This window comes from Vibrio sp. NH-7, from assembly GCF_053643215.1.
On record NZ_CM132187.1, the window covers coordinates 516,839 to 543,179 of the forward strand.

The 26,341-nt window shown below is 46.4% G+C and carries 17 protein-coding genes; 4 read left to right on the top strand and 13 right to left on the bottom strand.

Features of this window, described 5'->3' with window-relative positions; translation table 11 throughout:
- Nucleotides 1–8: 8 nt before the first annotated feature.
- The 12 genes from ACUALS_RS02635 to hemL form a co-directional block, all read right to left on the bottom strand.
- The gene (locus tag ACUALS_RS02635; RefSeq protein WP_454448796.1) at nt 9–1,919 is read right to left on the bottom strand and encodes a beta-N-acetylhexosaminidase; all 1,911 of its coding nucleotides are present in this window, start codon (nt 1,917–1,919) and stop codon (nt 9–11) included.
- 10 nt (nt 1,920–1,929) lie between these two features.
- Nucleotides 1,930–2,805 (bottom strand): N-acetylglucosamine kinase, encoded by an 876-nt coding sequence (locus ACUALS_RS02640; RefSeq protein WP_334475093.1) that lies wholly within the window; start codon nt 2,803–2,805, stop codon nt 1,930–1,932.
- Nucleotides 2,806–4,527: a glycoside hydrolase family 9 protein gene (locus ACUALS_RS02645; RefSeq protein WP_454448797.1), complete on the bottom strand. Its 1,722-nt coding sequence runs from the start codon at nt 4,525–4,527 to the stop codon at nt 2,806–2,808.
- A 73-nt stretch (nt 4,528–4,600) separates the two neighbouring features.
- Nucleotides 4,601–5,596, bottom strand: coding sequence for an ABC transporter ATP-binding protein (locus tag ACUALS_RS02650; RefSeq protein WP_005474333.1), 996 nt, complete (start codon nt 5,594–5,596; stop codon nt 4,601–4,603).
- Nucleotides 5,597–5,638: 42 nt separating this feature from the next.
- Nucleotides 5,639–6,622 (bottom strand): ABC transporter ATP-binding protein, encoded by a 984-nt coding sequence (locus ACUALS_RS02655; protein ID WP_005474318.1) that lies wholly within the window; start codon nt 6,620–6,622, stop codon nt 5,639–5,641.
- A 2-nt stretch (nt 6,623–6,624) separates the two neighbouring features.
- Nucleotides 6,625–7,650, bottom strand: a complete 1,026-nt coding sequence (locus tag ACUALS_RS02660; protein WP_454448798.1) for an ABC transporter permease — start codon at nt 7,648–7,650, stop codon at nt 6,625–6,627.
- 2 nt (nt 7,651–7,652) lie between these two features.
- Entirely contained in the window at nt 7,653–8,639 is a 987-nt protein-coding gene (locus ACUALS_RS02665) for an ABC transporter permease (protein ID WP_005474325.1), read from the bottom strand.
- 172 nt (nt 8,640–8,811) lie between these two features.
- Nucleotides 8,812–10,494 (bottom strand): ABC transporter substrate-binding protein, encoded by a 1,683-nt coding sequence (locus ACUALS_RS02670; RefSeq protein WP_331398798.1) that lies wholly within the window; start codon nt 10,492–10,494, stop codon nt 8,812–8,814.
- A gap of 654 nt (nt 10,495–11,148) precedes the next feature.
- Nucleotides 11,149–14,535 (bottom strand): response regulator, encoded by a 3,387-nt coding sequence (locus tag ACUALS_RS02675; RefSeq protein WP_454448799.1) that lies wholly within the window; start codon nt 14,533–14,535, stop codon nt 11,149–11,151.
- Nucleotides 14,536–14,769: 234 nt separating this feature from the next.
- Nucleotides 14,770–15,792, bottom strand: a complete 1,023-nt coding sequence (rsmC, locus tag ACUALS_RS02680; protein WP_454448800.1) for a 16S rRNA (guanine(1207)-N(2))-methyltransferase RsmC — start codon at nt 15,790–15,792, stop codon at nt 14,770–14,772.
- A 71-nt stretch (nt 15,793–15,863) separates the two neighbouring features.
- Complete coding sequence (locus ACUALS_RS02685; protein WP_038137559.1) at nt 15,864–16,955, bottom strand: AI-2E family transporter; 1,092 nt, start codon at nt 16,953–16,955, stop codon at nt 15,864–15,866.
- Nucleotides 16,956–17,214: 259 nt separating this feature from the next.
- Nucleotides 17,215–18,507 carry a glutamate-1-semialdehyde 2,1-aminomutase gene (gene hemL, locus ACUALS_RS02690; RefSeq protein WP_005474311.1) on the bottom strand — a complete coding sequence of 431 codons (1,293 nt, stop codon included), beginning with the start codon at nt 18,505–18,507 and terminating at the stop codon, nt 17,215–17,217.
- A gap of 260 nt (nt 18,508–18,767) precedes the next feature.
- Here hemL and erpA point away from each other — a divergent pair, with 260 nt between their 5' ends.
- From erpA to ACUALS_RS02705, 3 genes are all read left to right on the top strand, one after another.
- Nucleotides 18,768–19,109 carry an iron-sulfur cluster insertion protein ErpA gene (gene erpA, locus ACUALS_RS02695; RefSeq protein ID WP_038137912.1) on the top strand — a complete coding sequence of 114 codons (342 nt, stop codon included), beginning with the start codon at nt 18,768–18,770 and terminating at the stop codon, nt 19,107–19,109.
- Nucleotides 19,110–19,286: 177 nt separating this feature from the next.
- Entirely contained in the window at nt 19,287–20,369 is a 1,083-nt protein-coding gene (locus ACUALS_RS02700; RefSeq protein ID WP_454448801.1) for an efflux RND transporter periplasmic adaptor subunit, read from the top strand.
- A gap of 13 nt (nt 20,370–20,382) precedes the next feature.
- On the top strand, nt 20,383–23,499 hold the full coding sequence (locus ACUALS_RS02705) for an efflux RND transporter permease subunit (protein ID WP_454448802.1): 3,117 nt from the start codon (nt 20,383–20,385) through the stop codon (nt 23,497–23,499).
- Between the two features lie 46 nt (nt 23,500–23,545).
- Here ACUALS_RS02705 and ACUALS_RS02710 read toward each other — a convergent pair whose 3' ends face one another.
- Nucleotides 23,546–24,832, bottom strand: coding sequence for a peptidoglycan DD-metalloendopeptidase family protein (locus ACUALS_RS02710; RefSeq protein ID WP_038191271.1), 1,287 nt, complete (start codon nt 24,830–24,832; stop codon nt 23,546–23,548).
- Between the two features lie 130 nt (nt 24,833–24,962).
- Between ACUALS_RS02710 and tyrS the strand changes: the two genes are divergently transcribed.
- On the top strand, nt 24,963–26,150 hold the full coding sequence (tyrS, locus tag ACUALS_RS02715) for a tyrosine--tRNA ligase (RefSeq protein ID WP_005474244.1): 1,188 nt from the start codon (nt 24,963–24,965) through the stop codon (nt 26,148–26,150).
- Nucleotides 26,151–26,341 lie beyond the last annotated feature (191 nt).

Sequence of the window (26,341 nt, forward strand, 5' to 3'; positions counted from 1 at the left end):
TCCAGATGTTATTTCCAAGGTTGGCGATACTGGACGCCTTGCCGCTCCAAAAGTGGCAAGTGTCCTTTTAGTCGGGATAAATAATCTTCCCAATTACGTTGAGGCTTGTTTGTCCAACAGGCTTCTGCCATGGCCGTCAAACGAGGGAAGACCATGTAGTCCATGCGTTGTTGTGTGTTAATGATTTCGCACCAAAGCGCACATTGAATACCGAGAATGCGTTTTCTTACCGGATCGCTATCAGGGATTTCTGCGAGAGGTTCATATCGATACGCATTTTCTAGAGGGATGACGGCAGCCCAATCGACGCCAGGCTCTTCAGGAGAGTAATCTTGGGTCATATCGAGATACGTTGACTGACCTGGTTGGAGAATCACATCGAAGCCCTGTTTCGCACAATTCAGTGCGGCTTCTTCGCTCAACCAAGAGTAAATGACGGTATCTTTGCTCACCTTGTTGCCATGTTGAGCTTCTTCCCAGCCCACCATTCGTTTACCTAGAGTGCGAAGTTTTTTCTCTGCATAACGCAGGAGATGACCTTGCAACTCTTTCGCGCTCTGATAGTCGTTATCAAACATGAGCTTCTGACATGCAGGGCTTTCAAGCCACACGCCATCAGGTACCTCATCTGCACCGATATGGATCCATTGAGAAGGGAATAGCTCCGCGACCTCTTCCAGAACAGTATCTAAAAACTCATAGGTACCCGGTAAACCTGGGTTTAGCACATTGTCTGTGTAGTGCTGTATGCTGCGAAACTGAGAGCGGTCTTCGTTATCTTGCAGTAGATGCGGTAAAGACTTAATCGCGGCGCGACAGTGGCCAGGAATATCTATCTCAGGGATCACCGTGATGCCTCGCTCTGCAGCGTAAGCAATCACTTCTTTCACTTGTTGTTGTGAATAGTACCCGCCATACACACTGTTTAAGTGGCTGTATTGAGGGACGATTGGTGTGCCAGTCCCACGGTAAGCACCAATTTCGGTTAATTGAGGGTAGGCTTTGATTTCTAGTCGCCAGCCTTCATCGTCCGTTAGGTGCCAATGGAAAGTGTTGAACTTGTAGTGTGCAAGATGATTGATGAGACGCTTCACTCGCTCTATCGGATGGAAATGGCGAGCGCAATCGAGCATCATACCGCGGTACTTAAAGCGCGGTGTGTCGCAAATCTTGATATAAGGAATTGATAAAGTTTGGTTCTGATTCACTTGAATCAGCTGCAGCAAGGTCGCGCTTGCGTGGACAAAACCGATACTTGAGCCTGCTTCTAGGCGAACACCAGAACCTGAGACAGTCAGCTGATATTCTCCCTCATCCAGCGTTGGGTTATTACGATATAAAATGTCACTCTGACCAATGGTTTGAACCTCAAAGTTAAACAGCTGGGAGAGTTCTTGTTGTAGCCAAGTCGCCGCCGTTTCGGCTAAAGAGGCTTGCAGCGTGATTTGGCTAGAGGCCGATAAATGGAAATGGCCATCATGCTGCTCTATATGATTTGGTTTTGGGATCAAGGCTAGATCGGAGGCAACGGTGTCCGGCAGTTCACTACGCTCCCGGTACGGAGAGGCCAATACGATAGGCGTTAGAGTCGCCGGGTAGGTAACTGTGCCTTCATCTGTAGTAATGAGCGCATCTTTAAGTCCATCAGTGTAAAAACGCAGTGGCGCAGTCCCAATGCTAAACTCGCAGTAGTAGTGTTGGTTAGCCGTCAAGATAGGCGTGTCGGGAGTAACGCGACAGAAACTGCCGACTTGTTCAACCGAACCATGAGTAAAGCTATCTGGCTGGATATAGCGATCGATGATGAACTGGAGCTGCCAGTTTGTCAGATCTTGATCGGTTAAATTGTGTACCGTTAAGCCAAAGCGGCAGAATTGTTTCTGCTCAGACAAAACGGCGAGTTCGACACGAAAGCTCATAGTTTCGCCCTTAATACAGGTTATGTTCGGGTTTCCCCGCAAACATGAGAGCACCCTCAATCGCATCAAACTGAGGTTCGACAATCCAGCTTTGAACAGGAGGGGAGAGCCACGCTTTAATTCGCTGTGCAATACTTCCCATTAGACAGATTCGCGTTGCACCCTTGCGATTAAGCGCGATGAGAAACATCTCTACATCGGCGGCTGTCTGCTTCAACATGCTGATTCCTAGCGAATCGCCTTGGTAGGCGTGTTCAAAAATTGCAGGTGAGAATTGACCGTAATCTCTAGGTAGAGCGCCTTTTGACCATTCAACGATTTGATCGATATCTTGATTGAAGTGATTCAGGACATGTTCTGCCAGCGGTGTTTTCTCGACGATGCCATCGGCTGCAAGCAAGACTTGTTGAATAAGACGTAAGCCCATGACAGCGCCTCCGCCTTGATCGGAAATGGGAAACTCTCGGCCGCCCACAACATGTTGCTCGCCTTGTGCGAGGTAGATACCGCATGATCCCGTGCCAGCGATCATAATAGCGCCTTCATCGCCGTTGTGTGCACCAACACATGCGCCGTAAGCGTCGGTATTTAATACTAATGAAGCGAATGGATGATTGAGGGACATAAAGGCTTGCCAAGCTGATTTTTGTTCTGCACCTGCTAAGGCTAAACCAACGTGCATACGAGCAAAGTGAGATTCATCTAACCCGCTTTGTTTTGCCGCTTGAGTAATTGCATCGACAATAGATGTCATTGCAACGTCAATCCCCAGTAGAATATTGGCGCTGCCACTTTTGGCTTCACCAATACAGTTTCCGTTTTCGTCTCGAATTCGAGCTCGGCAAGAGGTGCCTCCGCCATCAATACCAACATAGTAAAGTGTCATCTATTTTTTCTCCTGTTGGCTGAAATGGTTGTACTGGGCGATGATGGCCAACAAGTACCAAGCGCCATGAGGAATCCACTGTTCGCCCCAGCGCCAGTTTTGCAGCATGTCGTCTTTCTGTCCTGGAGGGTTGAATGCGATATCTTCTTCATCCTCAAAGCCGCCAGTAATACCGTTGCAAACTCCACCCTTGGCGTTAAAGAAACCATATTGCGGTAAGTAGTCTGGGTTATTGTGGCCGTGTCCATCCAGCATGCACATGTGATAAGGGTTTAGACCGAGCACCCAGTTGATAGAGTCTTGTGAGAAACGAAGCAATTGTTGGCGTGTCTGGATGTCATCGATGTAAGGTAATGCAAACAGGGCCATGGTTGAGAGTGAACCTAAACGAGCGTTTTCGCCTTGCCACCAGTAGCCCGTCTCGTTGTTGTGAGCGACAAAGAAAGCGTCTCGTTTCGACTCGTTGACCCCTTTGACATATTGGCGCGGATAGCCAAATGGATTTGCCGTCAAATGAGTAATGTTTAGTTCAAATTGAATACTTTGCGAGATGGTTGTTTGAACCTGTTGTTTAAGCGCATTATCGGTTTCAACCGCGAGGTAAGCGCAAAGAGCAATAACAGGCAGTCCTGCTTCTGCCGCATGGTAGTAAGGTCGAGCCCCATCTTGATTGGCAGACCAGTAGTGAGCGAAGTTTTCATCTGACTGTTGACGCAGCTGAAGTTTCGCTGCCCAGTCTCGACATTCAGTCAGGTACTCTGACTTGTTCGTTGTTTTGTAAAGTTCTACAGCTGCGAGCAGCGCGCAGTATTCATCGATGATGTTTTCTTCACCATCGTTGAGGTATTGAAGGTTAAACTCGCGTAAGTGCCAGTAGCCTTTTTCGGCTGCTGTAAGGTAGTCTTGCGTCGAAAATTCGCCACTTTCTTCTAAACGAGCCGCCGCCGCCAGCGCTGCGATAGATGCCCCACCACCTTGTCTAAATGCCGCTTGGTAATCTTCAGATTTGTGTCCTTCCTGAGTGGCATACGCACATATCTCGCGTTGTTTGATGTCTTTTGACCATTTATCAAACACAGTCATGTAGAAGAAACCTTGCTCATTTTGCATTCGTACAAGAAAGTCAGCGCCAAACAGGGCTTCTTCCATCATTCGTACTTTGGTAAATAGGGCTACATTCTCATCATGAGCGACCAATTCGAGGCCTTTGAGTAAGTTCCAAACAACGATAGGAGTCTGCTGAGGGTTCAGGTAATTGGCATAAGATAAATGGCTCAGGTACTTACTGACATCGCCTGATGCGTCGTACCAACCTCCGTGGACGTCTACATGGGTGTTGCTACCAAGAAGTGGAATGGTGTGATCTTGCTTGTCAAAACTCCCACCACAACGTTGGGACTTAAAGTAGTGCAGAACATCCGATAGCGTGGTGTCGAAAAGAACGCCTGTCTCAATTTTAAAGATCTCAGAACGGAGATTATCGACACGCAGGTAGTAGCGTCCTGCCTGAGTAAACTGGGAGAAATCAATGCGAAAAAAATTCCCTTGGTGCCAACGAGCAACCTGCGTTCCGTTCTCAATGCTAAAGTTAGCAACTGTTTGATGGCTGTCAGCACACACCAATAGCGCAGTGGTAGTCGATAGGCGCGGCTTTCTGGTCATCAGTACAGCTTGCTTTGGACCAAGGGCTTCATAACCAATATGGTTAGTAAGTAGCAGCATTAAAATCTCCGAGTGGTGAATGAGTTATTATGATGTTATCGAGCCAAGACCTTTCGGGCTTGGCTCGTGGTCTTTAGTTTTCGTATAAGTAACAGCGAACAAAGTGGTTGTCTGATAGCTGAGTGACTTCAGGTAATTTCTCTTTACACTTGTCTGTCGCATGTTGGCATCGACCTGCAAATGGACAACCAAGGGATTGCGGAGTCCAGAGTGGAATCTCGCCTTTGTTGCCTTTCAATTTCTCGTGAATTGATTTGCTTGGATCGGGTACCGCAGAAACCAATAGCTGTGTATAAGGATGCTGTGGATCGTGGATGATCTCTTCGGTATCACCCCATTCCACCATATGTCCAACATACATAACCGCTAGGTCTTCGGCGATGTAGCGTGCCGTCGCAATATCATGAGTGATGTAGAGTAGAGACATCTCTTTCTCAAACTTCATCTCTTCCATTAGGTTAAGTACACCCGCACGAATCGACACATCAAGCATTGAGGTAGGCTCATCGGCCAACACAACTTCTGCACCTACCGCAATGTTGCGAGCTAAGTTGACGCGCTGACGTTGACCACCAGATAGCTGGTGAGGGAACTTTTGCGCTGTCTCTTTTGGCGGAATAAGACCCACTTGCTCGAGTAAGTCATAGACACGCTCTTCCTGCTCCTTTTTGTTGCGAGGATCGACTTTTTTGTGGATCAGCAACGGACGCAAGATATGGTGGAAGATGTTATGTGTTGGGTTTAATGAGCCAAACGGGTCTTGCCATACCATCTGGACACCTTCGCGGTACGCCATTAGGTCTGAGCGAGAGTCAATCGTTTGGATGTCACGACCCTTGTACTCAATGATGCCGTCAGTGGGTGCGTACATTTTCGCGATCATTTTGGCTGTCGTGGATTTGCCAGAGCCTGACTCGCCAACGACGGATAGACCGCGGCTTTTGTACATTTTGAATGACACATCGTTAATGGCACGCATCATTGGTTGGTTTAAGGAGTTACTGTTGATAGGAAAATCCTTAACTAGGTTTTTTCCTTCCACTAGTAGCTGGCCAAATTCTTTGCTCATAATTGTCTCCAGTAATCTTTTTTATTATTTCTCAGTGAGTTGCTAGAGCTTAGTCTGAGCAATTGGGTCACCGTAAAGATGACAATTAGAGAAACGATTTGGCTCAATCTGTCTAAGTTGAGTAGGAACGCGTGTACATGCTTCATGGACGCGGTCACAACGTGCTTGGAATCGGCAACCTTGAGGGACTTCTAATAAGTTCAAAGGGTTACCTGGGATACCGGTCAACTTCGTTTTAGGGCCAGTTAATGGAGGGAAAGAACTACCCAACCCTTTCGTGTAAGGGTGGTAAGGGCTTTCCAATATCTCTTTTGATGGGGCAACTTCAATCAGTTCGCCTGAGTACATGATGCCGATACGATCAGAGAACTCGACCATCAAAGAAATATCGTGCGTAATAAACAAGATAGAGAAACCAAACTCTTCTTTAAGCGCATAGATTTTTTGCAGGATTTCGCGTTGAACAACCACATCCAGAGCCGTGGTTGGTTCATCCATAATGATCATCTTAGGGTTCAGTGCGAGCGCAATTGCGATCACTAAACGCTGGCGCATACCACCAGAGAACTGGTGTGGGTAATCATTTAGACGGCTCGGGTGAATGTCTACGATCTCCAGCAGACCTTCTGCACGTTTTAGTGCTTGTTCGCGGGTCATGTTCGTGTGACGCATGATTACGTCACAGAACTGATCTGCCATTGTAAGTACTGGGTTTAATGCATTCATGGCACTTTGGAATACCATCGACATTTCACTCCAGCGGAACGCTTGCATGCGTTCATCGCTGTATTTGAGGATATCTTCACCATTGAAGATAACCTCACCACCAGTGATAAACGCGGGCGGCTTATGAAGACGCATCAGTGAGAAGGCAACGGTTGATTTACCACAGCCAGACTCACCAGCTAGGCCAAACACTTCACCAGGGGCGATATCAAAGCTGACATTGTTACAAGCTCGTACATCGCCAGCATCAGTAATGTAATCCACGCAAAGGTTGCGGATAGAAATAAGTGGTGCAGTCATAATTATTTATCTCCGCTCCAAAGTGCATTTTGAGGTGGTAGGTCTGGCGTACGTTCTTTCTTGTCTTGTGCAGCTAGCTTCTTCCAACGCTTCATACCTTTGTGTGAACGAAGTTGCGGGTTAGCAATTTCATCAACTGCGAAGTTAAGCAGAGCTAGACCAGTTACAAGAACAGTAAGAGCCAAACATGGAGCAAGTACTTCCCACCAAGCGCCGATTAGCATTGCTGACGATGTTTGTACGTTGTACAGCATGATGCCCCAGCTGATGGTACTTGGGTCACCAAGACCTAAGAATGAGATAATGGATTCCATACCAATTGCGTACATAACAGAGCCGATGAAGCTTGCACCAACGATAGGGATAAGGTTTGGCAGAATCTCAACAAAGATGATACGGAAAGACGATTCGCCCAACACTTCTGCTGCTTTAACAAACTCTTTCTCTCGTAAGGCGAGAGTTTGCGAGCGTATTACCCTCGCTCCCCATGCCCAGGAGGTACAGCCGATGATAATGGCAATGGTCAGTGGCCCTGCCTCACCGATAAAGGCTGCGAGAACAAATAGGAGTGGGTACTGAGGGATAACCAGCATGATGTTCATTGCTGCAGTGAGCACATCGTCAACACGGCCGCCGAAATAACCTGCTGAAATACCGATTACCGTGGCTAGGAAACAAACCGTAATACCTGCGCCGAAGCCAACACCTAGAGAAATACGCGCGCCGTGAACAAGTTGCGACCAAATATCGCGACCCATACGGCTAGTACCCAAAACATGGTCTGCTTTTTTAGACATGATCATGGTACGACGGTCTGTAGCTAGATTTTGTGCGACCCAACCATCAGGGTTCGCTTGTGCTGATTTGACAACAAAGCCTGGGTATTCATGTGGATTACCTGTTCTCTTATCTGGAGCATGCTTTGAAAGCACTGGCGCAAAAATGGCCATCAGTAAGAAAAGAGAAACAATTATTAGACCGATACGAGCGTAGGCATTGCTTAGAATTAGCTGAAATAGTTGTTTCATAATTATTTACCTCCCTTGCGTAGGCGAGGGTCTAGAACGACATAAGCCATATCTGCAATTAAGTTAAATGACAGCATGAACAGCGTCATAATGATTAATTGGCCTTGAAGCACCTGGTAGTCACGAGCATGTATCGCGTTCAGTAGTACGGTACCTAAACCTGGGTAGTTGAAGATAATTTCAACGATAAGTTGACCACCAATTGCCATACCTAGCGACATAGAAAGTGCAGTGACACTTGGAAGCAGTGCGTTGCGTGCTGCGTAGTTGAAGACTACGCGGTTTTCACTGAGGCCCTTACCTTTTGCCATCGTGATGTAGTCTTCAGCGAGAAGGTTGATCATGTTGTTACGCATGTTAACCAAGAAGCCACCAATCTGAACGATAGACGCACAGAACAAAGGAAGAACGGCGTGGTAAGCGACATCTTTAATAAATGCCCAACTTGTCCAATCTGGCACTGTACCTGCGGTGTATGCATAACCGGTCGGGAACCATTTCAAGCCAATTGCAAAAATGAATAGCGCTAGCATTGCAATAACAACTTGAGGAACTGCCTGAATAATCAGCATGCCCGGTGTAACAAATGCATCGTATTTGCTACCACGTTTCCATGCAGCGAAGATACCTAGGATAGAGCCTAACGAGAATGAAAGAATTACCGCTGTACCAGCTAGGAATAGTGACCAACCAAAGGCACCACCAAGCAGTTTGTTTACTGAAAGCGGGTAAAACTGAATTGACGTACCTAGCTCCCAGCTAAGCACATTTTTCATGTAGGCAATGTACTGAACGAAAAGGCCGCCATCGACAAAACCTAGAAGTTCTTTCATTGCAGCAATACGTTCTGGTGTTACTTGAACTGAAGCGTTCGCAAACATCATGGTGACTGGGTCACCTGGCATTGCTCGAGGAATAATAAAGTTTAATGTCGCAGCAACTAATAATGCGACCAAATAGAACGACAAACGTCTTAAAAAATAACCCATAACTCACACCTTACTCACCCAGATTTTCCCTGTTTCTGGTTTCAGGTCGCTCTAGCGAAAACAAATTTTAGAGCGAACAATCCCCTGACGACTGGCGCCATTTGACAAACTTATGAAAGAGTGGGGGATTTTGCGGCATACGGAATGTATGCCGCATAGTTAGAACAACTACTTATTTAACTGGTTTTAGGTCCAGTACGTGTAGTAGACGCTCTGGGATACCAGCCCAAATGTTTGGACGGCCTTTTGGATTTTCTTCATTCCACCAACCAGTGAATCGAGTTGTATTGTATTGGTACATGTAAGCACCAGACATTACAGGGATTGTCACTTGGTCAGAAGCAATGATTTGCTGGATGCCGTGAGCGATATCTAACTGCTCTTGCTTGTCAGCTGTCTTGTAGAAGCTGTTTAGAAGACCATCTAGCTTATCGTTCTTGTAGAAGTGCATCGCGAAACGAGGCATACCATCACCAGACTGAAGTGCTGAGTTGTAAGCACTGTTCCAGTAAGTGTGTGGATCTGCACCGTGGAAGTAGTTTGTGTAAGCTACGTCGTACGTACCTTCAAGCATTGCCTGGTTGTACACAGAGAAGTCTGGAGTACGAGCTTTTGCTTTGATGCCTACTTCTGCAAGTTGCTCAACAGCAAGTTGAACCGTGTTGTTGAAGTCTGTCCAGCCGTTTGGCGATTGGATTAGAAGTTCGAATGACTTACCTGATGGAGTGTCAACGAAGCCGTCTTTGTTGACGTCTTTGAAGCCAGCTTTCTTAAGTAGCTCTTTAGCGCCCTCAGCGTTGTACGTGTTGAAGCCTTTGTACTTGCTGTGAGTTTTTTCATCAGACCAAGTTTCGAATGCGTAACCTAGACCAGAAGCGAAGTCATTCACTGTACCGCCACCGTAGAACGCGATGTCGATGATAGTTTGACGGTCAAGAGCCATAGAGAACGCGCGACGGAAGTCTACGTTAGTTAGCGCTTCGTTCTTCGCTGCATCTGGGTTCTTGAAGTTAACAACGAACGCTTGAGTACCTGCTGGCGGGTACCAGTATTGGTGGTTAGGGCTAGCTGCTGCGTAAGTACGGTCGATGTCAGGAATGAATGATGAAGTCCAGTCCATTTCACCGTTAACAACTTTACCTAGGAATTGGTCGTTGTTCGCGATTTGTGGAACGCGTAGACAGTCAACATCTAGGTTGTCTGCATCCCAGTAGTTCGGGTTTGCACACTGGATGTAAAGTTGTGCTGTAAATGTGTCGATCTCTGTGAAAGGACCAGAACCTACAGGGTTTTCGTTAGTGAATGATGCAGGATCTTTGATGTCTTTCCATACGTGCTCAGGTACTACAGGTACTTTTGCAATTTCGTAAGGAACATTAGAGTTCGCTTCAGTCAGACGGAATTTAACTTGGTAGTCGTTTACTTTTTCTACGCCAGTTACCCAAGAGTTGATACCACTTTGGTCAAGTTCTGGTTTTTCCTTAACAAGGTTGAAAGAGAACACTACGTCATTTGCATCAAACGTTTGACCATCAGACCATTTCACGCCTTTACGAATATCGAAAGTTACGCTCATTAGGTCATCAGACATCTTGAAGTTTTCAGCAAGACGGAATACAGGCGTGTTACCGTGCATTTCGTTGAAAACAACAAGCGGCTCGTAGATGAAGTCCGTTGTAGTATGTAGGTTCGTTGCACCCAAGAATGGGTTAAAGTTACGAACGAAGGTTGTAAACTCTTTAGGGTGTACAGTCAGTTCGCTGCGCTCAGCTGCAGTCGCTACTGAAGCGAATCCAGTTGTTGCTGTTGCAATAATTGCTGTTGCTAGTGCTGTTTTTTTAATGTTGGCAAGCATAGCTGTTCCTTACTATTTGCTTTCATTTCACTTATGGAATGGAATGTCATCAATTGATAAACACTCTCTAAGGCCTACCTCTACTTTGGATTGCACTCCGGAGGAGACGCACAATCTTTAGAGTGGCCTGTAGGCCTTAGGCACAGTAAGAAAACACTTTAACGTCAATTTTCGCAATTGGATTTCCCGTTAAAAACGTAAAAAGTGCCATGTTTCTCGTCAATAACGTTAATAGTGCTCAAACTAGAAGCATCTTGTACAAATTTTGTTGCGTGATCTGACTCGCAGTGACTTTCCGTATTGTATTTGTATGTTAGTGCTTACTTAGGCTTTGGTTGTTGTAATTTATGGCTGTTCTACGAAGTGTGGCGATGTGAGATCTTAATCACTTATGGTTTGTAGTGTTAATTAATTGGATTAAATAAAATCTGCCGTATTGTTGTGACTGGCTTCTCAATATAGATTGTTTTTACGTCAATTGGGCTTTGAACGCGATAATTTTTATAGGAAACATAAAATTATCAGCATCAAAATCGTAGAGAACCTGGCTTGTTTTACGGGGCGTAAAAAGAGATTTTTGTGTGTAGGGGTAACGGCTACTAGCAACAAAAAAGCCTGCTAAGTGCAGGCTTTAATCTTATGTGTATCGCTAGGTTAACTTGTCAGTAAGTGTTGTAGCTTATTGCGCAGCCCTTCAATATGAGCGCGTTGTGGGCTTTGTTCGTTACAGTGCTCCAGAATGTAATCTAGAGAGCTCAATACCGTTCTCCAACGAGGGGTTTTAGGTAGGGTTTCGATACGCAAGTATTTATCAAGCGTTCGGGTCTGAAGTGTGCTTCGGTCAAGATAAACGCGCCACAAACCGCTCTTCTCTGCAAAGGCAAATTTGGTTTCTCCTGTAACGCTTTCCCAGTACTCCAACGCGTTAGTCATTGCATCGACCAATATTTCACGCATCACCTCTTGTTTGGGTTTGCTGTCTGAAGAAACCTTATCCGCGAGACGAGTGAACTCGCCACCGAGCTCTTTGAGCTCTTGCAGCTTGGCTTTATCACCATCGAAAGCATAGCTTGATAGGGCTTCAATCGCCGTTTCAAGATTATTGATTCGACTGGCATTGATGCTTCCACCGACATTGAATATATAAATGGAGCGCAGTCCAGAGCCTTCTGGCAGTTTGAGAATGTCTGTAGAAAGGTGCTGTCTAACATCTTCAACATACACGTCTATCGTTCCGCAGTAGTGATCCTGAGTGATATTGAGGAATTTCGGTGCGATAAGCTCTTCGGCCGATGAACGCTTAAGTTGCTCCGTCGAGCGCTTGAACAGCTTTGAAGCTGCCTCGTTGGCAAAACGTATTTTGTTGTCCTCACGAACACAAATAATGGCTTCAGGCGCGGTTTCAAGCTGCTCGAGAAGTCGCCCTTGCGTTTCAAGCAGACTCGCTTCGACTAAAGCGCGTTGTTTGAGCTCTAGCTGTAACTGTTGGTTTTCAATTCTGCGCTGTTCGGCTTTACTCGCGGTTAGGTGCGCGCGAATACGAGCGGCTAGCTCCTGTTTATTGAACGGCTTAGACAAATAGTCGTTCGCGCCCGCCTCGAAGCCACGAAGACGGTCGTCGGCCTGATTTAGCGCGGTTAGCATAATGACAGGCAGCTGCGCGTGATCGTAATCTTGGCGGAGTTTCTCACACACTTGATAGCCACTCATGCCTGGCATCATAATATCGAGTAATACCAGCTCCGGCTTCTCTGCTTCCAGTTTTTCGAAGGCTTCTAGGCCATCTTTGGCTGTCTGAACGCGGTAACCTTCTAATCTGAGGAAGCTATCCAAGACCCGTAAGTTGACAGGTTCATCGTCCACAACCAGCAACAGCGGCCCATCAGGGTTCACAGGCACGTTGGTCACCTCGGCTAGTTCAATGTCTGTGCTTTCTGGTGCTTGGAAATGTGGGCTGTCGAATTGACTCGCTGAAGCAATTTGTTCTTCTGTTGCTATCGGAAGCGTAAAGCTAAACGTGGTTCCAACCATTGGTTGACTGCTGACATACAAAGAGCCTTTCATTAGCTCAATGAGTTGTCGGCTAATCGATAGCCCAAGGCCAGCACCTTGTCGGTAGCGACTGGCATCGTTGCCTGCTTGAATCAGCGGCTCAAAGATGTGGTCGAGCTGGTCTGCAGGAATACCCTGGCCAGTATCGACGACTTGAACGCGAATGTTGTTGTCAACCACAGTCGCGGAAATAACAATTTTCCCTTCTGAAGTGTATTTGATCGCATTGCCAATCAGGTTGTACAGGACTTGCTCAAGACGCTGAGGGTCCGCACTCACCCAAACCGGCTCTTCTGGCACTTGATTGATAATGCGCAGTGGCTTGTTGCCCAGCAGATGAGAAGAGAGCTCAAGTACCAAGCGGGTTGAGCCAGATAAATCGACCGCGCTGGTTTCTATATCTAAGTTGCCATAACGCATTTTATGATAGTCGAGTAAGTCATCGACGAGGGTCGCCAAGCGTTGTCCGCTGCTGATGATGATATCGAGCTGGTACTTGTGATCGGCGGTAATAGGGCCATTAGCGCCTGAAATGAGTGCTTCAGCGATCCCCACCATACCGTGCAGTGGTGTACGCAGCTCATGAGAGGTTGTGGCGAGAAACTCATCTTTCAGTTTGTTGGCTAACTGCAACTCATCATTCTGTTTTTGGATAAGCTGTAAGTTGCTCTCTAGCTCTTCATTTTGCTGTTTGATCAATTGAATTTTTTCACGAATGGAACGCTGCATCCGTTCAAAGCTTACAGCCAAACGTCCAATTTCATCTTTTCTTTCCATGTTGATCATGTCTGCATCCATGTCTCCAGCTGAGACTTTTTCTGCAGCCCACGTCAATTTGAGCAATGGGGAAGTAATAAAGTTGGATAGGTAGTGAGACGCCATGACCACGAGTACAATCGCAATCAGCATGGCGGCAACAAACAGTTTTTCGAGCTGGTGAACACGCGCGAAGGCGACACTTTCTGGCACTTCAACAACCAACGCCCAATCGATGCCTTTTAGCGATACTGGGCTGTATGCTGCGATGGTTTCTTCGCCGGCAGTGTTGGTATAAGTCCCGACGTTGGTTAAGCCGTTCAGTGCGAGAGTGACAACTTCGTTACTTAATTCGATATCTTCTTTTTGATAAGCCAATGTTCGTGACTGGTAATCAGGTCCCACCAATAACGTCTTCATTGAGGCAATATTGTTGGTGTCTGAAATCAGTTTGGTGATGCCATTGTTTGGCAAGCGGAACATCGCGTAGCTGTGCAAATATCCTTGCTGAATAATCGGTGCTCCCAACCAAGCAACCGACTTTCCTTGTTCTTGAGTGAAGTCGGAAATCAATACTGGGGTGAAGTCTTCATTCGCTTTGCGTTTTTCTGTAACCAAATCGCGCAACTTCTTAAATGATTGACCTAAATTGGCGTCCTTATAGCGCCCAGTAAGTAGGTTAGTACCGAAATTGTCATACTTGAAGATTGAATAGGTGACATTACCATCTCTATCGACCAACAGAATATCGTCAAAATCGGAGCGCTTCAAAAGCTCTAGATACGCCCAGTGGTAGCGTTTGTGCAGTAGACGATAACGTTCTGTTCCGTTGAAAATGTTTGATTGAGGCAGGATAGACGTTTTGATTTGATCGCCAGATCCTTGAATGTAACGCTTTTGTGCATATTCGCGCGCGCTTTCAATATCTAGCCCCAAGCTTTGGAAAGCATTGACTAAGCCATAAAAACGTCCGCCACTGGCATACGCGAGCTCGGAGCGGACAAAACCCATCACCTCGGATTCTTTAGCATACAGGTAATCCACCACTTGTTGCTGCTTGCTATCGCGCACAGAGACAAGGTGCGACGTGCTCTGCTCTTGTAGATCGGTGGTGTGAGATTGTAAGAAAAAGATAGCTGTAATAGTCAGCGGCGTAATGCTTAGCGCAAGAAACGCGAACATCAGCGTATTCTGAAGACGCTTGAATCTTTGTTTGCGATACAACTTAAACATGATGAAAATAGACTTTCCGTGGCAATGCGGCTCTCAAGCAGAGAAGGGTCTAGGTGTGCAGGGACCATGCTGCCTGAAGAGCAAAGTGAAAAACGTTGATTCCTAATCTGACAAAATTAACGAGTTTTTTTACTTTGACAAGTAAGTCGCATTTAAAGCGTGGAGAAAGGCGCAAATTTATCGGTAATTATTTATAAAAGCCCCAGTTATGGTCGAGTAACTGGGGCTTAGAGACTATTTTTGGGCGTGGTAAATGGTGAACTTGTTGGTCTTATTTAGCGTCTCGCAATTACCATACGCTTGTTCAATAATGGGCGGGTATTTCAAGAAGCTGTTGGCAACGATAAAAAGCTCACCTTGTTTCGTTTGTTGTTTAGGCGCTGTGGCGAGTAAGGTTTCGGTTGCACTGTAGCTAGTGTCCAGACCTGCATGAAAGGGCGGATTACTAACGATAAACTGATAGTCATCACTGGTGTCAGAATACACGTCCGAGGCAAACACCTTACCTGATAGTTGGTTTGCCGCTAAGGTCGCTTTACTCGACTCAACTGCGAGCGCGCTGATGTCACACATTTCGAGCTCGATCTCTGGGTTAAGTGTCGCCATTACTGATCCAATCACACCGGCGCCACAACCGAAATCTAGCACTTTTCCTGTCAATGCTGGCAAAGTATCCAAGAGCAACTGACTGCCCACATCAAACTGGCCATGACTGAATACACCAGGTAGGCTTTTTATGGTTAAGTTGTGCGCTTTGTAGCTGACTTGGTAGCTCTTGAACCAGTCAGACATCACAAACGGTTTTACCTGCTCAGTGCATTTTCCCCAATAGAATGAGCATCGACGCGCGGAATCAAACTTGGTTATCGGCCCATAAGGCTTAAACATCTTTTCAATGCTTTTTATTCCAGAGCGGTTTTCTCCGACTACGACGATTTCTGTCTCAGTGCCAAGTTTAGCCATCAGCATTGCGAGTAGGTAATCTGCTTCTGCTTTTGCTTTTGGCCAATAAAGCAGCACCATGTCGGCTTGAGTCTCTTGAGTAAACTCTGCACCAAATACACGAGTAATATGATCGTATGGTTCGAGCTGGCGGTAGTAACCATAGTTGGTGGTGAACACACTCACGGATTCACAATGTTTGGCCAGTTCGACAGGAAACAGATCTTCGGCTTCGCCAGCGACAAGCACGTGCTTTCCTGCAAAGTATGCAAGTTGACGCTCTGCGATTTGACTCGGTGCGATATAAGCAGACATAGAGGGACTCTACCAAGAATTAAAGACGGGGGATTTTCGCATAATCCCCCGTTGATACCAACTGGTAGCGGTTAGTTTTGATCTTGTCGGTCGAGGAAGTCTTTGAACTCTTCCTCGTAGATATTGAACAAAACCATGGTGACAGCGAAGATCAAAGGGCCATAGATAAGGCCGATTAAGCCAAATAAATGTAAGCCGCCCAACAGTGAGAAGAAGATCATTAGGGTGCTCATGCCAGCGTTACCGCTGCCCTGCATCAGTAGCGGGCGAAGTAGATTATCGATTGAGCCAACGATGGCAATGCTCCAAATGGCAAGGAAGATGGCCCAAGTGCTATCACCGGTTAAATAGAGGTAGACAGTTGCAGGGATCCAAATTAGAGCGGTCCCGACCACAGGGATGAAAGACGCAAAGCCCATCATGGTGCCCCAGAACAGTCCAGGGAAACCGGCTAGCCACATCCCAATTCCCCCCGCAATACCCTGCGCGATAGCGGTTAAAAATGAACCCATCACGGCAGACTTTGACACTTGCTCTACTTCATCAAGCAGCTTGTCTTCTTGGCTTCGAGAGAGTGGCAAGATATGACGAATGGCGCTGATGATCTTATCGTGATCGCGGAGCAAGAAGAAAAGAACGAACAACATCAGGAAAAAATCCATCAAGAAGTTGGTTGCATCGCCCAAAATCTTTGCACTGATACCGACGAGATTACTGCCGAATGTCGTGGCGAATTGGCCAACTTTTTGGGCAATTTCTTGTGGTTCAACGGTATCAAATGGCAAGTAGGTGTTAACCAACGATAAACCCTTCACCACCCAAGGGTGTTCAAAGAGGGTTTGGATCCCACCATGCGTAACCCATTGGTACACATTTTGCGAAAAAGCCGAGCCTTGCTGCACGATTGCAGCAAACACAAACAAAAGTGGCACAACAATAATGAAGGTTAAAACCACACATGAGAGTAAGGACGAGATATTAGGATGGTTTGGTAGCTTCTTTTCGATCCACTCATGAATAGGAAACATGAGTAGAGAGATAATGAATGCCATAACGATAGAGTTGATATACGGTTCGACCAATAGAAAACAGGCAAAACCAGCAGCCAAAAGAGCGGTAATGAGAACCCAATGGCTGGAGGTGATTTTCACTTTATCTGACACGATTTTGTCCAAAGGTTTGACGTTGTATCAGTATAATGGCTTTAAAACAGGCAGTTATCAACGAAGAATCAAATGAGTATCAGAGGTGAGTCAAACTATGGGGTGCTGTAATAATGATAAAGGTTGTGAAAAGCAGCAAAAAACGAGGCGCGTGATTCCTTGGTTTCGCATCGTTTTACTCGGCTTAATTGTGTTGGTTGTTATTCATTGGCAATAAAAAAGGCTGCAAAAGGCAGCCTTCATAATTTGCTTATTGCGATTACGCTTCTTTAGCTAGGATGGCAAAACAGCGATCTGCGGCTTCCAATGTCGCTTCAATCTCTTTGCTGCCATGAGCAAGAGACGTAAAACTTGCTTCGAAAGCAGAAGGTGCCAGATAAACACCGTGGTCTAGCATCAGATGGAAGAAGCGCTTGAAGCGTTCGATATCACACTTAGTCACGTCTTCGTAACTGGTAATGGTTTCTTGGTCGGTAAAGAAGAAACCGAACATGCCACCAACTTGGTTAACCACCAGTGGAATACCATGGTTATCGGCTAGCTCTTTAAAGCCATCAGCCAACTGTTTCGTTTTAGAAGCAAGACGTTTTTCGTTGCCTTCTTCTTTTAGAAGGTTCAGACAAGCAAAACCAGCAGCCATAGCGACCGGGTTACCTGATAGTGTACCTGCTTGGTAAACTGGACCAGTTGGTGCAATGTACTGCATCACTTCTTTACGTCCGCCAAACGCACCCACTGGCATACCGCCACCAATGACCTTACCGAGTGTTGTTAGGTCTGGCTTGATGTTGTAGTAACCTTGAGCGCCACCTAGTGCAACGCGAAAGCCCGTCATGACTTCATCAAAGATCAGTAGTGCACCTTCTTCATCACAGATTTGACGTAAACCTTCATGAAAGCCTTCTACAGGAGGGATGCAGTTCATGTTGCCTGCAACCGGTTCAACGATGATACATGCGATCTCGCCTTTGTTAGCCGCAAACAGCTCACGCACCGAATCTAGGTCGTTGAAAGTAGCGGTAAGTGTGTGTTTAGCAAAATCAGCAGGCACACCCGGAGAGCTTGGTTGACCCAGTGTTAGGGCTCCAGATCCCGCTTTTACTAGCAAGCTGTCTGCATGGCCGTGGTAACAGCCTTCAAATTTCATGATTTTGTCACGACCAGTGAAGCCGCGAGCAAGACGAATCGCACTCATGGTCGCTTCTGTACCAGAGCTCACCATGCGGATTTGCTCCATTGACGGTACTAGCTCAGACACAAGCTCAGCCATCGCAATTTCCATTTCAGTCGGTGCACCAAAGCTAAGGCCACGCTGAGCGGCATCGATCACGGCTTCACGGATGACCGCATGGTTATGACCGAGAATCATTGGTCCCCAAGAACCAACGTAGTCGATATACGCTTTACCATCAGCATCAAAAATAAGAGGGCCATCTGCGCGCTCGACAAAAATTGGAGCGCCGCCAACGCCGTTAAAAGCACGCACTGGAGAGTTGACACCGCCAGGAATGGTTTGCTGTGCTTTCTCGAATAAGTCTGCTGATTTGGTCATGGGATATCCTCTTTTGATTGCTCGGACCAATTTGGCTCGCATTGTACCTGTCGATTCCCGTTCAATAAAACGCTTTGCAGCACATTCTGAGTACTTTGGCACCAAATAGCAGGTAATTTGGCTAAAAAAACGCTTCCCATGTGGCGAATACTTGAACGCTTCACTCAGGTATTAGATAATCCCGGTATTAATACTAAAGATGATGTTCCAGATAGTGGCAGAAGATGCGCTCTGGAAATTCACCACTGAGAGAGGTCATCGTGAGCGAAGTAAACATACCACTAACATTTTCAGATGCCGCCGCTAAGCGTGTGGGGGCGTTGATTGCTGAAGAAGAAAACCCAAACTTAAAACTGCGAGTTTATATTACTGGTGGCGGCTGTAGTGGTTTTCAGTACGGTTTTACATTTGATGAGAGTGTCAATGAAGGTGACACCACGATCGTTAATAGCGGCGTTACCCTAGTGGTTGATCCGATGAGCCTGCAATACTTAGTTGGCGGTCAAGTTGATTACACCGAAGGGCTAGAGGGTTCCCGCTTCTTTGTTAATAATCCAAATGCGACAACCACTTGTGGTTGTGGAGCTTCATTCAGCGTTTAAGCTGTTATTGACTAGCGTTTTCTAAAGGCTGCATCTGCAGCCTTTTTTAATTGAGTTATTAATCCAGAAACTGAGATCTAAGCTAAATTACTGTCCAAGTGTAATTTATTTTTAACTGGTTACTTTATATCCTGATTTGAACGCCCCTGATGGTGAAAATAAAAACAAAGGATTGTTATGGCTAGTTTCTCATTTACCCGCTTTATTGCTGCTCGTCCCTACATCGTCTCAATAATCATCGTTCTGATCCTTTCGTTTTGGCTTGGCTTAGGCGCGATAAAGGCCGAAGAATCAGGTCCAGAGAAATCATCACAAGAAGTGCCGCTTGCCAAAGTCGCTTTTCAAACCTTCAATGCTCAAAAAACGTATAAATCTATCGAATTGTATGGGCGCACTGCACCGAATAAAGAGGCTAAGTTGGGGGCTGAAATTGCCGGTAAAATCATCCAGCTAAAAGTGGAAAAAGGGCAAAGTGTAGAACAAGGCCAAGTGATTGCATTGATAGACAAAGGCGATCTTGATATTCAACTAGAGCGCGCTAGAGCAATGCTCAAAGTGCGCGAGAAAGAGTTTAACGCGGCCAAATCTTTAAAAGACAGAGGGTTACAAGGTGAGGTTGCCTATACCAATGCTCAAGCGGCACTCGTAGAAGCCAAAGCAATGGTAAGTAATGCAAAAATTGCGTTGCGAAACACCTCAGTAACCGCTCCTTTTTCCGGAATTGTCGAACACTTATTTATTGAGCGTGGTGACTTTGTTGGCGTGGGCGATCCTGTTGCATCGTTGATCGACTTGAGTCAAATCATCATTGAAGCGGATGTCAGTGAGCGACATATTCAAGATTTAACGCTTGGGCAAAGCGCTCGGATTCGCTTTATTGCGGGTGAGAATACGGCAGGTCAAGTGCGTTACATTTCTCGAGTCTCTTCACCATCGACCAATACGTTTCCGATTGAAATTGTGCTCGGCAATCCTGAGCAGCGTATCCCAGCCGGGATTAGTGCGGAAGTAGAACTGAATCTCAAAGAAAAGCTAGCGATTAAACTCACGCCTGCCATGTTAGCGCTGGACGATTCTGGCAATCTAGGCGTGAAAACTCTTGTTGAAGAAACCGTCCATTTTGTCCCTATCCAACTCGTGAAGGCAGAACAGGATGGGGTTTGGCTCACTGGACTCGGTGAGCAGGTGAAGATCATCACCACAGGACAAGGTTTTGTTCGCGAAGGTGATCGCGTCATTGCCGTTGAACAATCGTTGTAACTAGGAGGTCGTTATGTTTGCATTAATTGATGCGGCCTTGTCGCGCACGCGGACTATGTTGGTGTTACTCGTCTTTGTTCTGATCGCCGGCGTGTTAACCTATATTACGATTCCCAAAGAATCGAGCCCAGACATTACCATTCCGATTATCTACGTATCGGTTGGTCACCAAGGTATTTCCCCAACGGATGCTGAGAGATTACTGGTTCGCCCCATTGAACAAGAGCTAAGATCGATTGAAGGTGTCAAAGAGATGACCTCAACAGCATCTGAAGGACACGCGTCTGTAATGCTTGAGTTTAGTGTTGGTGTTGATCTTAACAAAGCGATGGCCGATGTCCGTGAGGCGGTTGATCTCGCTAAACCTAAATTGCCTGCGGATAGTGATGAGCCTACCGTTAATGAAGTCACTCTTGCATCGGAAGAGCCCGCGTTAACCGTTGTTCTATACGGTACGGTCCCAGAGCGAACCATAGTTCAAATTGCACGAGAACTGCGTGATAAGCTTGAGGGCTATCGTCAGGTCTTAGAAGTGGATATCGCTGGGGATCGAGAAGATATTGTAGAGATCATTGTCGATCCATTGCTCATGGAGAGCTACGGTCTTGATCAAGCTGATATCTATAACTTAATTGCCCTTAATAACCGTGTTGTCGCAGCGGGTTTTGTGGATACCGGTTATGGACGTTTTTCTGTCAAAGTCCCATCTGTCTTCGATTCGTTAAAAGATGTCTTAGAGTTGCCCGTCAAAGTGGACGGCAAACAAGTCATTACGTTTGGCGATGTGGCCACGGTGCGCCGAGCGTTTCGAGACCCAGAGAGCTTTGCCCGTTTAGATGGTAAGTCGGCGGTAGTGCTGGATGTTAAAAAGCGGTCCGGTGAAAATATCATCGAGACGGTGGAGCTTATTAAAGCTGTTATGCAGGGGGCTCAGGAGCGAGAAGATTGGCCAAGTAACTTATTGGTTAAATACACCTGGGATCAATCTGATGACGTTAAGATGATGCTTAACGATCTGCAAAACAATATCCTGTCTGCGATCATTTTGGTTGTGATCGTCATTATCGCGATATTGGGTGTCCGCACGGCGCTTTTGGTGGGTATCTCCATTCCAGGCTCATTCTTGACGGGGCTTTTAGTGCTGTCGGTGTTTGGTTTGACGGTCAATATTATCGTGCTTTTCTCGCTGATTATGGCTGTTGGTATGCTGGTGGATGGTGCGATTGTTGTGACGGAGTTTGCCGATAGGCGAATGCAAGAAGGCACGCCAAGGCGAGAGGCGTACCGAGACGCGGCGAAACGAATGGCTTGGCCGATCACCGCTTCCACTGCGACAACACTAGCGGCTTTTGCGCCCTTGCTCTTTTGGCCGGACATCACGGGCGAATTTATGAAGTATTTGCCGCTGACGCTGATTGCTACATTGGCCGCATCCCTTGCGATGGCGTTGTTGTTTGTCCCTGTTCTAGGCAGCTTGATTGGTAAACCGCAAAATGTCACGCGTCAACAACGCGAAAAAATGCTCGCACTGCATGATGGCGACTACACCAAAGCGACTGGGATAACGAAACTTTACTTCCATACCCTAGATATCGCGATACGACATCCGTTCAAAATTTTGTTGAGTGCAATATTGCTCGCCATCGCGGTTGGCTTTACTTATGCAAAAGCGGGGTTAGGCGCGGAGTTTTTCCCAGAGGTAGATCCGCCATTCTTCACGGTAAAAGTGCGTTCTTATGGCGATCTCTCTATCCATGAGAAAGACGTCATCATGCGTGATATTGAGTCGGTAATGCTTGGTCACGATGAATTTGAAAGCGTCTACACTCGCACCGGAGGGGATGATCAAATTGGTCAAATACAGATCACTCCTGTGGATTGGCAATATAGACGTAAAGTCAAAACCATCATTGACGAGTTGAAGCTGACAACCGACCAATACGCAGGTGTCGAAATAGAATACAAGTTCCCAGATGCAGGGCCGCCAGTTGAACATGATCTCGTGATTGAGATGTCGACGCGCGTTCCTGGTGAGCTAGATAGTGCCGCGAAACTGGTGCGTCACTGGGCAGACTCTTATGCCGCATTTACCAATATTAGTGATAATTCGAGTAAAGCGGGGATCGATTGGCAAATCGACATTCGTCGTGATGATGCTGCTCGTTTTGCTGCGGACGCGACGTTAGTGGGCAACACGGTCCAGTTTGTCACCAATGGTTTGAAGTTAGGGGATTACTTGCCAGATGACTCAACCGAAGAGGTAGATATCTTGGTGCGTTACCCAGAAGACAAGCGTGACATTGGCCGTTTCGATCAGCTTAAAGTCAAAACAGCCGCAGGCATGGTACCCATCACCAACTTTGCCAGTATTGTGCCTGACCATAAGCAAGATACAATTCGCCGTATTGATGGTCATCGCGTGCTCAACATTTTTGCTGATATCAAAGAAGGGTATAACTTGGCACTTGAGCTGCCGAAGGTCGAGCAAGAGCTTGCCAAGTTAGATCTGCCTGATGGCGTCGAGTTTAAGATTCGAGGTCAGAATGAAGAGCAAGAAAACTCGTCGGCGTTTCTGCAAAATGCGTTCTTGGTTGCTTTAGTGGTTATGGCGCTTATTCTGATTACTCAGTTTAATAGCTTTTATCAAGCGTTTCTTATTCTTTCTGCCGTTCTGTTTTCGACAGTTGGGGTGTTTGTTGGTTTATTGGTATTCCAAAAACCGTTTGGCATTATTATGTCGGGCATCGGTGTGATTGCTCTTGCGGGGATTGTGGTCAACAACAACATTGTCTTAATTGATACCTATAACCAATTGCGTCGCCGAGGGCTAGACAAGCGAGATGCGATTTTGAGAACTGGCGTGCAGCGTTTACGACCTGTGATGCTAACTACGGTGACGACCATTCTTGGCCTGTTACCTATGGTACTTGAGATGAATATTGACCTGGTTAACCAAAAGATAGAATTTGGTGCGCCAAGTACCCAATGGTGGTCCCAACTCGCGACGGCTGTAGCGGGAGGCTTGGCATTTGCGACGGTACTAACCCTAGTTTTAACGCCATGTCTATTGATGTTAGGGCGTGAGCACAAGGTGGAAGATGAGGCCAATACGGTAACTGAAGCGAAATAAGCAAGATAAAAACAAAGCCCCGCGAGTATGCGGGGCTTTGTTATTTTTACTCAGTTGCCAGTAGCTTACTGTAACGCTCTAGTTTCGCCAACCTTAACTCGGCATTGGCGATGAAGGTTGTTTTTGCTTTACCCGTCAATGATTTGGATTGCGGTAGCTTCACCGTTCTAGGGTTTTTATGCACCCCATTGACCAAGAACTCATAGTGTAGGTGCGGACCGGTTACACGACCTGTGCCACCCAAGGTACCTATGGTTTGCCCTTGCTTGACCCTTTGACCTGTTTTTACCGTTCGTTTGGTCAAATGAAGGTATTTGGTAATGTATGTATTACTGTGTTTGATAAACACGTAGTTACCGTTGAACTGATTGTAGCTAGATTTTAAAACGGTACCATCGCCAGCCGCCCAAATAGGCGTACCAACAGGCGCTGCATAGTCGGTGCCTCTATGAGCACGAACCTTACCTGTCACTGGATGACGACGTGTCGGGTTAAAGTTGGATGTTACGCGGCGAAAATCGAGTGGTGAGCGCAAAAAGGCTTTCTTCATTGCTCGACCGTTTTCGTCGTAGTAGTTGCCCGTTTTGTCATCTAAGATGGCTTTAAAAGTGTCGCCTTGGTTGGTAAAAATAGCGGCCATGATCTTGCCTCGGCCAACGACTTCACCCTCGACCACTTTCTCTTGATAAAGGATTTCAAACGAATCATTTTTACGAATATCTAACGCAAAATCGATATCCCAGCCAAAAATCCCCGCCAGTTCCATGATTTGATTTGCCGTTAGCCCTGCACCAACCCCAGCGTTCCAAAAGTTGGAAGTAATGACATTGCTCGCGTAGTTATATTGGTAGTGAACTTCCTTCTTATCAATGCTTGAGGTGAATCCATCACTTGATTTGGTTATTAAGAAGGTTTCGTATGCGCTAAGCTGGCGTTTGATTTGAACAAGTTCATTATCGCCGTCAAACCCAAACAAAAATGAATCTCCAGGACGAACCTTAGTTAACTGATTGGCGATTTCTTTGCTGGTTGATGTGAGTTGGTACAGTAGGCGAGACGACAAACCTGCGCGTTGGAATAGCAATGCCATACTGTCTCCTGACCCGACAGTATGTTTATCCCAACGCAGCACTGCGAGATTGGAGCGGCGCGTTTCTAACGTGAGTGCCGTTGGGTCGATTGAGAGTGGGTACGCTTTGCCAATTTGATATTGGCGCTCATCTTGGCGTAAGTCTTCAGGCTCGGGCAAAAACAAGGCGATGACGATAATAGCGCTAAAAAGAGCGATAAGGGCACGGTGCATCCATGGAAGCCGAGCGAAAATAGACAACATTTTATTGTTCGTTCTAAAAAATTAAGTAAAAAAGCCTAGCTGTTTAGTCTAACTGGTTTCAAAAAGCATCGCTATTCAAGTAATATGGCAAACTATTAAATTTTTGCCAAATCTGTGGGAGTGAACAAGAATGGCGAGCATTGAAGCTGCACTAGCCGAGATTAAGCGCGGTGTTGACGAACTAATTCCAGAAGAAGAACTGATTGCCAAATTGAAAGAGGGGCGTCCTCTTCGCATCAAATTAGGTGCCGATCCAACCGCACCGGACATCCATCTAGGCCACACAGTTATCCTAAACAAACTGCGTGCTTTCCAAGAGCTAGGTCATGATGTGACATTCCTAATCGGTGACTTCACTGGCATGGTTGGTGACCCAACGGGTAAAAACACAACTCGTCCACCATTGACTCGTGAAGACGTACTGCGTAACGCAGAAACGTATAAAGAGCAGGTGTTTAAGATTCTTGACCCAGCAAAGACTAAGATTCAATTCAACTCTGAGTGGCTTTCTGAGTTAGGTGCAGAGGGCATGATTCGTCTTGCTGCCAACCAGACTGTTGCTCGTATGCTTGAGCGTGATGACTTCAAAAAGCGTTACTCAGGCGGCCAGCCGATTGCTATCCACGAGTTTATGTATCCACTCCTACAAGGCTATGACTCGGTGGCAATGGAAACGGACGTTGAGCTTGGTGGTACGGACCAAAAGTTCAACCTGCTAATGGGCCGTGAACTGCAAAAAGCACATGGTCAGAAGCCACAAGTTGTTCTGACGATGCCACTTCTTGTTGGTCTAGATGGCGAGAAGAAAATGTCTAAGTCAGCGCACAACTACATTGGTATTAGTGAAGCGCCTAGCGAAATGTTCGGTAAGATCATGTCGATCTCTGATGACCTAATGTGGAATTACTATGAGTTGCTTTCATTCCGCCCACTAGAGGAAATTGCCGAGCTCAAAGCTGGTGTAGAATCTGGCAAGAACCCACGAGATGTGAAAGTTGCCTTAGCGAAAGAGATCATCGCGCGTTTCCACAGTGAAGCCGATGCTGATGCGGCAGAGCAAGAGTTCGTTAACCGTTTTGCTAAAAACCAGATCCCTGATGAAATGCCAGAATTTGCATTTGATGCGGGTCTTCCAGTCAGCAACCTACTGAAGGAAGCGGGCTTATGTGCCTCGACTTCAGAAGCGATGCGCATGGTTAAGCAAGGTGCTGCGAAGATTGATGGTGAAAAAGTGGCAGACTCTAAGTTTGCCCCAGAAGCGGGCACTTATGTGTTCCAAGTTGGTAAACGCAAGTTTGCACGTATTACCATCAACTAATTGATAATACTTTGAATTGAAGCGCCTTTTAGGCGCTTTTTTTTATATTTAAATGCAGAGTTATAACCATCTCAAATGTTAGGCTTTTTGACTTCAAATTGACTGTTTTTTTGCCTAGGTTTTGTTACTATGCTCGCGCTGTCAGTATGGCAGTTTATTTGGAGACTTTTATGAACAATATCGACCATCCT

Coding starts and splice junctions, on each gene's coding strand:
- ACUALS_RS02635 (WP_454448796.1), bottom strand. CDS start 1,919: ATGAGCTTTCGTGTCGAACTCGCCGTTTTGTCTGAGCAGAAACAATTC.
- ACUALS_RS02640 (WP_334475093.1), bottom strand. CDS start 2,805: ATGACACTTTACTATGTTGGTATTGATGGCGGAGGCACCTCTTGCCGA.
- ACUALS_RS02645 (WP_454448797.1), bottom strand. CDS start 4,527: ATGCTGCTACTTACTAACCATATTGGTTATGAAGCCCTTGGTCCAAAG.
- ACUALS_RS02650 (WP_005474333.1), bottom strand. CDS start 5,596: ATGAGCAAAGAATTTGGCCAGCTACTAGTGGAAGGAAAAAACCTAGTT.
- ACUALS_RS02655 (WP_005474318.1), bottom strand. CDS start 6,622: ATGACTGCACCACTTATTTCTATCCGCAACCTTTGCGTGGATTACATT.
- ACUALS_RS02660 (WP_454448798.1), bottom strand. CDS start 7,650: ATGAAACAACTATTTCAGCTAATTCTAAGCAATGCCTACGCTCGTATC.
- ACUALS_RS02665 (WP_005474325.1), bottom strand. CDS start 8,639: ATGGGTTATTTTTTAAGACGTTTGTCGTTCTATTTGGTCGCATTATTA.
- ACUALS_RS02670 (WP_331398798.1), bottom strand. CDS start 10,494: ATGCTTGCCAACATTAAAAAAACAGCACTAGCAACAGCAATTATTGCA.
- ACUALS_RS02675 (WP_454448799.1), bottom strand. CDS start 14,535: ATGTTTAAGTTGTATCGCAAACAAAGATTCAAGCGTCTTCAGAATACG.
- rsmC (WP_454448800.1), bottom strand. CDS start 15,792: ATGTCTGCTTATATCGCACCGAGTCAAATCGCAGAGCGTCAACTTGCA.
- hemL (WP_005474311.1), bottom strand. CDS start 18,507: ATGACCAAATCAGCAGACTTATTCGAGAAAGCACAGCAAACCATTCCT.
- ACUALS_RS02700 (WP_454448801.1), top strand. CDS start 19,287: ATGGCTAGTTTCTCATTTACCCGCTTTATTGCTGCTCGTCCCTACATC.
- ACUALS_RS02705 (WP_454448802.1), top strand. CDS start 20,383: ATGTTTGCATTAATTGATGCGGCCTTGTCGCGCACGCGGACTATGTTG.
- ACUALS_RS02710 (WP_038191271.1), bottom strand. CDS start 24,832: ATGTTGTCTATTTTCGCTCGGCTTCCATGGATGCACCGTGCCCTTATC.
- tyrS (WP_005474244.1), top strand. CDS start 24,963: ATGGCGAGCATTGAAGCTGCACTAGCCGAGATTAAGCGCGGTGTTGAC.